This is a genomic window from Caulobacter sp. NIBR2454 (assembly GCF_027474405.1).
Lineage (GTDB): Bacteria > Pseudomonadota > Alphaproteobacteria > Caulobacterales > Caulobacteraceae > Caulobacter.
In genome coordinates this window covers 2815250-2827706 of record NZ_CP114871.1, presented here as the reverse complement: position 1 = coordinate 2827706, position 12457 = coordinate 2815250, and the positions used below count along the sequence as shown (strand labels likewise).

The window sequence follows — 12457 nt, the reverse complement described above, 5'->3', positions numbered from 1 at the left end:
CAGTTCTTCCAAGCTGGAGCGTGAGGCCGATGGCCGATCTGATCTTTCTGGCGCTGGGCGGCGGGGCCTTCCTGGCCTTCGCCGTCTTCGCCGTTGCGCTGAAGAAGGTCTGAGCCATGTGGCTGGACCTTCTGTGGGCCGCCGGGGCGCTGGGCGTCGCGGCATACATGGTCGCGGCTTTGCTGCGGCCTGACCGTTTCTGACGGACACATCCAATGAATATCCAAGGCTGGGCGGAAATCGCCCTGACGCTGGGGCTGGCCGTTGCTATCGGCTGGCCCGTCGGCGTCTACATGTCGCGTGTCTGGAGCAGGGAGCGCACCTGGCTCGATCCCGTCCTGCGCCCTGTGGAAAAACTGTTCTACGCCGGGTGCGGCGTGGACCCGAACAAGAGCCAGAACTGGATCGGCTACGCCGGCGCGCTGCTGGCCTTCAACTTCACCGGCTTCCTGTTCGTCTATGCGGTGCTGCGCCTGCAGGGCGGCTTGCCGCTCAACCCCCAGGGCTTTGACGGCCTGTCGCCGCACCTGGCGTTCAATACCGCCGTCAGCTTCGTGACCAACACCAACTGGCAGAGCTATGGCGGCGAGACGACCATGTCGACGCTCAGCCAGATGCTGGTGCTGACGGTGCAGAACTTTGTCTCCGCCGCCACCGGCGCGACCATCGCTGCCGCCCTGGCGCGGGCCTTTACCGCCAATCGTGGCGAAGGGGTCGGCAACTTCTGGGCCGACCTGGTGCGGACCACGCTCTACGTTCTGCTGCCGCTATGCCTCGTGCTGGCCATTGTGCTGGTCGCGCTCGGCCTGCCGCAAACCCTCAGCGGCGGCGCGGTCGCCACGACGCTGGAGGGCGCGCAGCAGAAGATCGCCCTGTTCCCGGTCGCCAGCCAAGAGGCTATCAAACAGTTGGGCATCAACGGCGGCGGCGTCTTCAACGTCAACTCCGCCCACCCGTTCGAGAACCCCAGCCCGCTGACCAACCTGATCACCGCCGTGTCGATCAACATGCTGGGCTGGGCGGCGTTCTTCGCCTTCGGCCGCTCGGCCTTGGCCAAGAAGGACGTCGGCGCGCTGGTGATCGCCGCCTCGATCCTGCTCAGCGCTGGAGCGGGGGCCATTTACTGGACCGAGACGCAGCCCGCGCCGGCCCTGGTCGCCGCGGGCGTCGACGCCTCGGTGAATATGGAGGGCAAGGAGGTCCGCTTCGGCGCTCCCGCCACCGCCGCCTGGGCGGCCATGACCACGGGGGCGTCAAACGGTTCGGTCAACGGCATGCATTCCAGCCTCATGCCCCTGGGCGGGGCGGTGACCATGTTCCTCATGCAGCTTGGCGAGATCCTGCCCGGCGGCATCGGATCGGGCATCGCGATCATGATCGTCATGGCCATGCTGTCGGTGTTCGTCGCCGGCCTCATGGTGGGGCGCACGCCCGAATATCTGGGCAAGAAGATCGAGGGCCGCGAGATCACCTTCGCCATGCTGGCGGTGCTTGTCATTCCGTTGGCCATGCTGGGCTTTTCGGCCATCGCCGCCGTGCTTCCCGAAGCGTTGAAGGGCCTGATGCACGAGGGGCCGCACGGCCTGTCGGAGATTCTCTATGGCTACACTTCCGCCACCGCCAACAACGGTTCGGCCTTCGCCGGCCTGACCGCCAACGCGCCGTGGTGGAACACCACCTTGGGCATCTCCATGCTCATGGGCCGGTTCGCCCCCATCGTCGCCGTTCTGGCCATCGCAGGCTCCATCGCCGCCAAGCCGAAGCTGACGCCCACGGCCGGCACGTTGCCGACCCATGGCGGCCTGTTCATCGGGCTGCTGATCGGGGTGATCCTGATCCTGGGCGGCCTGCAATTCTTCCCCGCTCTCGCCCTGGGGCCGATCGTCGAGCACTTTCAAGCGCTCGCCGCGGTCGCCGGGCTCTAAGGGACATCCTCCAATGACTTTCGCAGACCCCAACGCGGCGTCGCAAAAGGGGCTGGGCTTCGCGGCCAGCCTGACGCCCAACCTGATGGGCCGCGCCCTGCGGGACGCCTTCATCAAGCTCGATCCCCGCGCCCTGACCGGCAATCCGGTGATCTTCGCCACCTGGGTGGTGGCTGTGCTGTCGACCGTCTCCGCCGTCGTGGCGGTGGCGACAGGGACCGCTGCGGGCTTCGCCGTCCAGGTCGCCCTGTGGCTGTGGGCCACGGTCCTGTTCGCCAACGTCGCCGAAAGCATCGCCGAAGGGCGCGGCAAGGCGGCGGCTGACAGCCTGCGCGCCGCGCGGGTGACCACCAAGGCCAAGCTGATCATCGATCCCAAGACCGGCACGGTCATCCCGACCCCGGCCCACAAGCTGAACGTCGGTGAGATCGTCCTGGTCGAGGCGGGCGACGTGGTCCCCGCCGACGGCGAGATCGTCGAGGGCGTGGCGAGCGTCAACGAGGCGGCCATCACCGGCGAAAGCGCCCCCGTGATTCGCGAAAGCGGCGGCGACCGGTCGGCGGTGACCGGCGGCACGACGGTGGTGTCGGACTGGATCAAGGTGCGCGTCACCAGCCAGCCTGGCTCGTCCTTCCTCGACCGCATGATCGCCATGGTCGAGGGCGCGGACCGTCGCAAGACGCCGAACGAGATCGCTTTGGCCGTGCTACTGGCGGGTCTGACCCTGATCTTCCTGATCGCGGTCGTCACCCTGCTGGGGCTGGGCAAGTTTTCGGGCGTGGAGCTCGACCCGCTGGTGCTGGGCGCGCTGTTCGTCTGCCTGATCCCGACGACTATCGGCGGCCTATTGTCGGCCGTCGGCATCGCCGGCATGGACCGGCTGCTGAAGGTCAACGTCCTGGCCACCTCCGGTCGGGCGGTTGAGGCGGCGGGCGACGTCGACACCCTGCTGCTCGACAAGACCGGCACCATCACCTTCGGCAACCGCATGGCCACCGAGATCGTCGCCGCGCCCGGTGTGCGGCCGGAACTCGCCCTGCGCGCCGCCGTCACCGCGTCATTGGCGGACGAGACGCCCGAGGGCCGTTCGATCATTGAATACGGCCGCAACCAGGGCGTGGTCATCGAGGCGCCGGAGGGCGCGACCGCCATTCCGTTCAGCGCCGTGACCCGTCAGTCCGGCCTGGACGCCGACGGCCATAGCTGGCGCAAGGGCGCGGTCGATGCGGTCCTGCGCGAATGCAAGCTGGCCGCGGCGCCGAGCACGCTGGAGGTCGCCATCGACCGCATCGCCCGCTCGGGCGGCACGCCTCTGGCGGTCAGCCAGGACGGGGCGCTGGTGGCGGTCATTCACCTCAAGGACGTGGTCAAGCCCGGCGTTAAGGCGCGCTTCGCGGACCTGCGCCGTATGGGCCTTCGCACCGTGATGATCACCGGCGACAACCCCGTGACCGCCGCCGCTATCGCGTCGGAGGCCGGAGTCGATGACTTCCTGGCCGAGGCCACGCCGGAGGACAAGCTGCGGCTGATCCGGGCCGAGCAGGCCAAGGGCCGTCTGGTCGCCATGTGCGGAGACGGGGCCAACGATGCGCCGGCCCTGGCCCAGGCCGATGTGGGCGTGGCCATGCAGACCGGCGCCCAGGCCGCTCGCGAGGCGGGCAACATGGTCGACCTCGACAGCGACCCGACCAAGGTCATCGAGATCGTCGAGGTGGGAAAGCAGATGCTGATCACCCGCGGCGCCCTGACGACCTTCTCCATCGCCAACGACGTGGCCAAGTACTTCGCGATCATCCCGGCTCTGTTCGTGGCGGCTCTGCCGCAGCTTGGCGCCATGAACGTCATGCAGCTGGCCAGCCCGCAGAGTGCGATCCTGTCGGCGGTGATCTTCAACGCTCTGGTGATCGTCACCCTGATCCCGCTGGCGCTGAAGGGCGTGAAGTACCGGGCGGTCGGGGCCGGCAAGCTGCTGTCTCGCAACCTCCTGATCTACGGCCTGGGCGGTCTCGTCGCTCCGTTCGTCGGCATCAAGCTGATCGACGTCGTCATCTCAATGCTCGGCCTGGCCTGAGCAGGCGTCCCTTAAGGATCACAGTCATGAACAAGCGTATCTTCTATATCAGCGGCCTGGGCGCCTTCGCGGCGATCGCCGCCTTGGCGGTCGCCAAGACGGCCTCGGCGCAAACCCCGACGGTCAGCTTTAATGCTGGCGTGGCCAGGGACTATGTCTTTCGGGGCGTCAGCCAGACGGATGAGAACCCCCAAGTGTTCGGCGGGGTCGATGCGACGGCCGGCCAGTTTTACGCCGGCGCCTGGGCTTCGAACGTCGACTACAGCGACAGCACCGACGCCGAGGTCGATCTCTATGCAGGGTTCAGGCCGCAGGCCGCCGGCTGGTCGTTCGACGTTGGGGCCGTTGCCTATCTCTACCCGGGGCAGCCTGACGGGGCGGACTACGACTACGTGGAGGCCAAGATCGCCGCCAGCCGCGCCGTCGGGCCGGCCACCGTCGGTGGAGCGGTCTTCTGGTCGCCGGATTTCTTCGGCGTCGAGGACGAGGCGACCTATGCCGAAGCCAATATCAGCTATCCGGTGGCGGAGAAAATAACGCTCTCCGGCGCCCTTGGCCGACAATGGGTCACCTCAAGCAGCGACTACACCACGTGGAATATTGGCGCGACCTGGGCTTTCGCCGATCACCTGGCGCTCGATCTGCGCTATCACGACACCGACGAGCATGGCTTCGGCAAGCTGTATGACAGCCGCGCCGCCGCTTCGCTCAAGGCGACCTTCTAGGAGGGGCTGACATGTTGAACCACATCCGCCCCGCCATCGTCTCCATGGCCCTGTTCACCGGCTTGCTGGGCCTGGGCTATCCCCTCGCCGTCACGGGCGTCGCTCAGGCGGCCTTCCCCTATCAGGCCAACGGCAGTCTTCTGAAGGACGCCAAGGGCCAAGTGGTCGGCTCGGCCTTGCTGGGGCAATCCTTCGCGCAGGCCAAGTATCTGCATTCGCGTCCGTCCGCGGCGGGCGACGGCTATGACGCCTCCGCCTCCAGCGGCTCCAATATGGGCCCCCTCAACGAGGATCTGGCCGCGCGGGTCAAGGAGGGCGCCGACGCTCTACGCGCCGAGGCGCCGGGGCAGGTCATACCCGCCGATGCGGTCACCGCTTCGGCTTCTGGTCTCGACCCGCACATCTCGCCGGCCAACGCCCGTCTCCAGACGGCGCGGATCGCGCGGGCGAGGGGGCTTTCCGACGCCCAGGTCCAGACCGTGATCGACGATGAGACCGAAAGCGCCCTGCTCGGCTTCATCGGCCAGCCGCGGGTCAATGTGCTCGCCGTGAACAGGGCCCTCGACCGCCTGTGATCGAAGAGCCGCCCCGCCCGGATCCCGAAGCCCTCCTCGCCGCCGCCAACAAGGCGGGACGAGGTCGGCTGAAGGTCTTCCTCGGCATGTCGCCGGGGGTGGGCAAGACCTATGAAATGCTGCGCGCCGCTCGCCGCCGAAAGGCGGAGGGCGGTGACGTGCTGATCGGGGTGGTGGAGACGCACGGTCGCCGCGAGACCGAGGCTCTTCTGCGGGGCATGGAGGTCCTGCCGCGCAAGCCTATCGAGCATCGCGGTCGGGCGATGATGGAGTTCGACCTCGACGCCGCCCTGGCGCGCAAGCCGGCCCTGCTGCTGGTCGATGAGTACGCCCATTCCAACGCCCCTGGCTCGCGTCATCCCAAGCGGTGGCAGGACGTGGCCGAGCTGCTGGCCGCGGGGATCGACGTCTGGACCACCCTGAACGTCCAGCATCTGGAGAGCTTGGTCGATGTGGTGCTGCGCATCACCGGCGTGCGCCAGCGTGAGACGGTGCCCGACAGCGCCCTGTCGCGGGCGGACGACATCGAGCTGGTGGACATTACGCCCGACGAGCTGCGCCGCCGCCTGACCGAGGGCAAGGTCTATGTGCCGGAGACGGCGCGGCTGGCGGCGGATAACTTCTTCAAGATCGAGAACCTGACCGCCCTGCGCGAACTGGCTCTGCGACGCGCGGCCCAGACGGTGGATGACCAACTGGTCGCCGCCATGCGCGAGAAGGGGGTCGAAGGTCCCTGGGCGGCGGGCGAGCGGATTCTTGTGCTGGTCGGCGGCGACGCCATGGCGCCCAGCCTGGTGCGCGCCGGTCGCCGCCTGTCCGACATGATGATGGACGCGCCCTGGATCGTGGCGCACGTCGAGCAGCCCGCGCGCCGCAGCGATCCGAGTAAGGTGTTCGAGGCCCTGAAGCTTGGCGAACAGCTCGGCGCGTCCACCGTGACCCTGACCGGCGATGATGTGGTTGGCGCGGTGCTGGACTACGCGCGGCGCAACAACGTCACGCAGATCGTCATCGGCAAATCGCGCGACAGCCGCCTGCGCGAGGTCTTGGGTCGCTCCCTGGCCGCCGCCCTGTTGCGTCGTTCGCGGGGGGCGGCGATCCACATCGTTACCGAACGGGCGGACGAGGCGCCGCCCCGTCGCAAGCTCGATCTCGCCTCCGGCTGGCCGGGCTATCTTATCGGCGCAGGGTTCGTGGTCGCCGCGACGCTGGCGGCCTGGGGCCTGGACACCGTCGCGGCGCGGGTCGATCTGTCGATGATCTTCCTGGCCGCCGTTCTGGGCGCGGGGGTCCTGTACGGCCTGAGGCCAGCCCTCGCTGCGGCGACCGTGGCCTTCCTGATCTACAATTTCCTGTTCCTGGAGCCGCGCTACAGTCTGGCGATCGGGTCGCCGACCGACGTGCTGACCCTGATCGTCTTCTGGGCCGTGGCCCTGGCGACGGGCGGCCTGGCCGGGCGGGTGCGCGATCAGGCCCGGAGCGCGCAGAAGCGCGCCGCCGCCGTCTCAACCCTCTTGGCCGCGAGCCGCACCCTCTCGGCGGCCGCCGGCAAGAACCCCGCCGCCCAGGCCCTGGCCGACCAGGCCGCCGCGGCGGCGGGCGGGCGGGCTTTGGTCCTGTTGCCCGAGAGCGGCGAGATCGTCCCCGTCGCGGGTGCGCCGTCTCTGGAGCCCCTCGGCACGGCCGCCATGGCCGCCGCCCGATGGGCCTGGGAGAAGGGCGAGCCGGCCGGTTTCGGCACAGGCACCCTGCCGCAGACCAGCTGGACGTTCCGGCCCCTAGAGGGCGTGCGCGCCCGCGCCGGGGTGGCGGGTGTCGAGGCGGCGGCGCTGCAGCCCGGTTCCGACGACGAGCGGCTGGTAGTCGCCTTGCTGGAGCAGGGCGCCGTGGCGCTGGAGCGCGCGGAACTTGCGGCCGACGCGGTCGAGGCCGAGACCCTGCGGCGGGCCGACCGCTTCCGCTCGGCCCTGATGAACTCCATCAGCCATGACCTGCGCACGCCGCTGTCGGCGGTGCTGGGCGCCTCCACCACCCTGATCGACTACGGCAAGTCGCTTAAGCCGGCGGTGCGCGACGATCTTCTGATCTCGATCCGCGAGGAGGCCGAGCGGCTGAGCCGCTATGTGGGCGACCTGCTGGACATGACCCGACTGGAAGGCGGCGGGCTGTCGGTGCGCAGCGACTGGACCGACCTGCGCGAGGTGCTGAACGCCGGCGCCGAGCGGGTTCGCCGCCGCCTAGGTGGTCGCGTCCTGAGCCGCGACTATCCCGACAAGCTGACCCTGATCCAGGCCGACGCGGGGCTTCTGGAGCAGGCGGTGGTCAATATCCTGGAGAACGCCATCGCCTACAGCCCCGAGGGTGCGGCGATCGAGCTTGCGGTCTATGAGGATCGCGCCAATGTCGTCATCAGCATTGAGGACGAGGGCAAGGGCATCCCGACCGAGGAGCTGGAGCGCGTGTTCGAGAAGTTCCGTCGCATGGACGAGCCCACCGATCGCCGCAAGGGCGCGGGCCTGGGTCTGGCCATCGCCAAGGGCTTCGTGGAGGCGATGGACGGCCGCATCGCCGCCGCCAGTCCGATCCATGGGAACAAGGGCACGCGCGTTCTGATCAGCCTGCCCAAATCCGTCGCCACCCCGCATCACCTGCTATGACCGGTCCGCGCCAGCGCATCCTCGTCATCGACGACGAACCGCAGATCCAGCGGTTCCTGGGCCCTGCTCTGGAGGCCGCCGGCTACGAACCGCTGAAGGCCGAAAGCGGGCAGGAGGGTTTGCGCGCCATCGCCTTGTGGAGTCCGGACGCGGTGGTGCTGGATCTCGGCCTGCCCGACATGGACGGCAAGGCGGTGCTGGAGAAGGCGCGCGCCTTCTACGCCGGTCCGATCCTCATCCTTTCGGCCCGCGACCGCGAGATCGAGAAGATCGACGCCCTGGACAAGGGGGCGGATGACTATGTCGAAAAGCCTTTCGGCGTGGGCGAGCTGCTGGCGCGATTGCGTGTCGCGCTTCGGCACGCGGGCAAGGCGGATTCCGGTCCTACGCAGATTCAGGCTGGCGACGTCCTGATCGATCTCGACAAGCACAGGGTCACGCGCGGCGGGGAGGTCGTGAAGCTCTCGCCCAAGGAATACGACCTGCTTGCTCGCCTGGCGCGGGCGCAGGGGCGCCTGTTGACCCACAAGGATCTCCTCACCGCCATCTGGGGGCCGGCCCACACGGCCGACACCCAGTATCTTCGCGTGTTCATCGGCCAACTGCGTCAGAAGCTGGAGGCCGAGCCGTCGACGCCGCGCATGATCCTGACCGAGCCGGGCGTCGGCTACCGCTTCGAGGCGGGCTGAGCTTACGGGCTGCTTATGCGGCGGCGGCGGTTCCGAATGGCGCGCTTGCGCACGGCGGCGCGATCCTGATCCCGCTCCCAAGCGAGGGAGCGTTCAGGGATCAAGTCGATGTCCATTCCGTCCGCCGCCCAGGCCGCCCAGTTCCTTCTTGGCCTGCCGCGCCCTTCGCCGCTCGATCGTATGCTGGCCCTGGCTCAGACCACGCCGCTCGACGCGGTCGCGGTGGCGGGACCGCAGGCGGCCGAGGCGATGGTCGATCTTTGGCGCAGGGGCTTTGAGCGGGTGGAGGCGGCCCGGCGCGCCACCTGCAGTTCCGCGGACCAGCGCTGCGACCTGTTGCTGGTCATGGGATGCCCCGACAGCGCCAGCGCCGACGCCCTTACGGGGGCGGTTCTAGGCATGTTGGCCAGAGGCGGCCGGATCGTGATCGACGCCGGCCTCATGCTGGACCGAGGCGAACGAACCGACCTTTGTGACCGTCTTCGCAAGCGTGGACTGATCCTCACCGACAGCGCCGCCCTGCTGCCGGAAGTCGTGGCTTCCCGGCCCCTGTGATCGGGCGCTAGCTGTTGAGGTGCCGCCAGACGTTTGAGATCACCACCGAACCCTCGCCCACCCCGGACGCGACCCGTTTGACCGAGCCCGCGCGAACATCGCCCACGGCGAAGATTCCCGGCTCCGAGGTCCCGTAGGGCGAGGCGGCCCCGGCGGCGTCGCCCGTCAGGACAAACCCGGCCGGGTCGAGGGCGACGAGCCCGGACAGCCAGCCGGTGTTCGGCTCCGCGCCGACCATGACGAAGAGCGCGCAGGCGTCCTGTTGACGATGGCTCCGGTCCGTTCGGCTTCGAATGCTCAAGGTCCGCAGCTTGTCGTCCCCGTGCAGGGCGACGACTTCTGCGTTGTATTCGATCGTGATCCGCGGGTCGGCTTCCAGTCGGCTGCTCAGATAGTTCGACATGGAGTCCGCCAGGGACGGACCGCGGACGATCAGATGGACGTGACTGGCGGCCCGGCTCAGATACATGGCCGCTTGACCGGCTGAGTTTCCCCCTCCGATGACCACGGCCGGGGCGCTCTTGCAGTAGCGGGCCTCGTTCTCGGTCGCCGCGTAATAGACGCCATCCCCCTCGAACTCGACCAGCCGCTCGATCGGCAACCGCTTGTACTGGACCCCGGTGGCGACCACGACGGCGCCCGCCAGAATCCGCTGGCTGTTGTCGAGCGTGGCGCAGTATCGCGCGTCCTCCAGGCGCTCGAGGCTGACGACGCGCCGGGGCATCAGGAACCGCGTCCCGAACTTCATCGCCTGGATCTCACCGCGCCAGATCAGGTCCGCCCCCGAGATGCCGGTGGGAAATCCCATGTAGTTCTCGATGCGACTGGACGCGCCTGCCTGGCCTCCGATAGCGGTGTCCTCGACCACCAGGGCGCCAAGGCCCTCGGCGCCGGCATAGACCGCCGCCGCGACGCCGGCCGGCCCCCCGCCGACGATCAGCACATCGGTGGGTTCGTCCTCGATGAGGTCGTAGGCGACGCCCAACAGCCGAGCCACTTTTTCGGGCGTCGGGTCGCGGACAATCTGGCCCGGCCCAAAGACCACGGCCGGTTCATGCGCGGGCGCGGCGCAACTGGCGGCGACCTCCAGCGCTTCGGGGCTGCCGATGGGATAAGAGGCGTAGGGCAGGCGATTGCGGTGCGCGAAGTCGGCGATCTTGCGCACGCTGCGGTCGCGCTCTTCGCCGATCAGCACCAGAGTGCTCGACCCCGTCTCTATCAGCTTGCGCCGCCGGGCCGCCATGACGGTGATGATGATGTCGGACATTTCAGGGATTTCCGACATCAGGCGCAGCATGGCGGTGCGCGGCACCTCCAGCACCCGCGTGTCCCGCACCGCGCGCATCGGCATCGACCATGCGCCGCCGTTGAGAAACGAGATTTCGCTGAGGAACTGCGTCGGCCCGAGGGTCGAGGGAAGGAGGCGTTCGCCGGTGAACGAGTTGACGATCTCGATCTCGCCGTCCTCGACATAGATGAAGCGGTCGACCGGCTCGCCCGGCCGCACGACGAGCGCGCCCGCCTCGTACGTCGCGCCCGCGCCGACCGCCCGCATGGCGTCGACATGCGCAGCGTCAAGCGGCGTGCGCTGCATCTCCGCTAGATTGCCGCCAATCGTTTCCATAGGGACCCCAGCTCCGCCGTCTCCGCAATGACGGCGACCGCCCAGGAATGCAAGCCGACGAGTGCGGTGCAAGCGTCGAGGCGACTTGGGGGGTCTAGACGAGGCGGCCAAGCGACGCCCATGTTCACCAATCCGCCATCGCTGCTTCACGATACCGCGTTGAGGCGATGCGAAGATGGCCGGCATGGAACAGTTGGCGATCCGCCTGCGCCTGGCTTTCATCGACCCTGGCCTGCGAAAGGCGCCGTTCCTTTTGGAGTTACGCAACTGGCTGGCTCCTGATGTCGAGAGCCTCTACTGGTCGCGCCGCCCAGTCGTGCGCAGCTACATGCGCAACGCCGGCGTGGCGATGCATCCGCGCCCTGGGGCCGCAAAGGCCGTTGTTTCCGACATCTCTGACGCCGAACTGCGCCATGCGATCGGCGAAAAGGAACTGGCCCTGCGGCCCGAAAAGGCGCTTCGCAAGGCGCGCGGCGTGCTCGCCGAACTGGCGGCCTTCATGGACAACGAGAAGGTCGGCGCGATCTTTGTCTGGAATGGCTCCAATCTGCGCGGGGCCTTGGCCACCTACTTGGCGCGGCAGCGCCGCATACCCGTCATCCACGCCGAGCATGGCTATTTTCCCGGCACCACCCAGCTTGATCTGGAAGGCGTCAACGGCGCGTCGTCCATGAGCCGACTGGCGCACGCGGGCGCCGCGCACATCCCCTACGACGACGGGTTGGACACGGCGCTAGATGCGCACATCGCCCGCTTCAAATCCGGCGAGAGGATGCGCGACCTCAATCCGCTACCCCCGCCCGACCTCCGGCGAAACCTGTACGCTCGCTTGGTGAGCCGCGTCAGTTTCTGGGCCGAACGGCGCGCCTTGCCCTTCATCAACCGGCTCAGCGTACCGACCACTCCGGCGCACAAGTTGCCTGAGCGATATGTCGTGCTGCCCTTTCAGGTGCGAAGCGACTCGCAACTTATGCTGCAGTCTCCTCTGTATGGCGACGACCTTGAGGCTGTGGTCCGTGATCTGGACAGCGCCTTGGAGCGCATCGACGCGGGCCTGCGTCTGGTAGCGAAGTTCCACCCTTATGAACTGCCGCTCGTGCAACGGGCCTATCGCCACCTGCCCAAGCGCTATCCGCGCGTGTGTTTTGTCAGCTCCGCGCCGATGGCCGAACTGCTGGGGAACGCTTCGGCCGTCGTCACCATAAATTCGACGGTCGGCTTCGAGGCCATGCTACTCGACAAACCCGTGGTGGCGCTGGGTCGCAATTTCTACACCGCGCCCGGCATTGTCGAATCCCCGCGGAGCCGGGGCGATCTCGAAGCCGCAGTGCGGCGGGCGCTGACCGTCCCGCCGGACGCCGAACGTCGCCGCGGCTTCTTACGCTTCGTCCGCGCGCGGTTTCTCGTGGGTGGCGGCTACCACGATTTCTCGCCGCGCAGCCTGCGCAGCGTGGCCGCCCGCATCGTGGAACTGCTCGCCGTGACGCCGACCGGCAAGGCTTCCGGTTCGGGAGCTGTCTCCGGCGCCATAGAAGGCGAAGTATGCTCACAACCAGCGCCGCCTGTCGGGCTGGCGACGTCGCTGGTTTGAACGGTTCGCCGCCCCAGAGGCCCCGCGCGAATCGGACGCCCAACC

At 68.2% G+C, this 12457-nt stretch carries 10 protein-coding genes; 9 read left to right on the top strand and 1 reads right to left on the bottom strand.

Going from position 1 to position 12457, the window contains the following annotated elements; all coding sequences use genetic code 11:
* The first annotated feature begins 116 nt into the window (after positions 1-116).
* The 8 genes from O5K31_RS18430 (at position 117) to O5K31_RS13690 (ending at position 9197) form a co-directional block, all read left to right on the top strand.
* Positions 117-203 (top strand): potassium-transporting ATPase subunit F, encoded by an 87-nt coding sequence (locus O5K31_RS18430; protein WP_442867784.1) that lies wholly within the window; start codon positions 117-119, stop codon positions 201-203.
* Between the two features lie 12 nt (positions 204-215).
* The gene (gene kdpA / locus O5K31_RS13720) at positions 216-1925 is read left to right on the top strand and encodes a potassium-transporting ATPase subunit KdpA (protein WP_269714186.1); all 1710 of its coding nucleotides are present in this window, start codon (positions 216-218) and stop codon (positions 1923-1925) included.
* Between the two features lie 13 nt (positions 1926-1938).
* Positions 1939-3996: a potassium-transporting ATPase subunit KdpB gene (gene kdpB / locus O5K31_RS13715; RefSeq protein ID WP_269714184.1), complete on the top strand. Its 2058-nt coding sequence runs from the start codon at positions 1939-1941 to the stop codon at positions 3994-3996.
* 26 nt (positions 3997-4022) lie between these two features.
* Positions 4023-4721: a TorF family putative porin gene (locus O5K31_RS13710; protein WP_269714182.1), complete on the top strand. Its 699-nt coding sequence runs from the start codon at positions 4023-4025 to the stop codon at positions 4719-4721.
* Positions 4722-4732: 11 nt separating this feature from the next.
* On the top strand, positions 4733-5296 hold the full coding sequence (kdpC, locus tag O5K31_RS13705; RefSeq protein ID WP_269714180.1) for a K(+)-transporting ATPase subunit C: 564 nt from the start codon (positions 4733-4735) through the stop codon (positions 5294-5296).
* Positions 5293-7953: a sensor histidine kinase gene (locus O5K31_RS13700; RefSeq protein WP_269714178.1), complete on the top strand. Its 2661-nt coding sequence runs from the start codon at positions 5293-5295 to the stop codon at positions 7951-7953. The genes kdpC and O5K31_RS13700 overlap by 4 nt, the downstream gene beginning before the upstream one ends.
* Positions 7950-8642, top strand: coding sequence for a winged helix-turn-helix domain-containing protein (locus O5K31_RS13695; protein ID WP_269714176.1), 693 nt, complete (start codon positions 7950-7952; stop codon positions 8640-8642). The genes O5K31_RS13700 and O5K31_RS13695 overlap by 4 nt, the downstream gene beginning before the upstream one ends.
* A 108-nt stretch (positions 8643-8750) precedes the next feature.
* Entirely contained in the window at positions 8751-9197 is a 447-nt protein-coding gene (locus O5K31_RS13690; protein WP_269714175.1) for a hypothetical protein, read from the top strand.
* 7 nt (positions 9198-9204) lie between these two features.
* Here the strand turns inward: O5K31_RS13690 and O5K31_RS13685 are convergent, their stop codons facing one another.
* Positions 9205-10821, bottom strand: a complete 1617-nt coding sequence (locus O5K31_RS13685) for an FAD-dependent oxidoreductase (RefSeq protein WP_269714173.1) — start codon at positions 10819-10821, stop codon at positions 9205-9207.
* A gap of 175 nt (positions 10822-10996) precedes the next feature.
* Between O5K31_RS13685 and O5K31_RS13680 the strand changes: the two genes are divergently transcribed.
* The gene (locus O5K31_RS13680) at positions 10997-12412 is read left to right on the top strand and encodes a capsular polysaccharide export protein, LipB/KpsS family (protein ID WP_269714172.1); all 1416 of its coding nucleotides are present in this window, start codon (positions 10997-10999) and stop codon (positions 12410-12412) included.
* Positions 12413-12457: the final 45 nt, after the last annotated feature.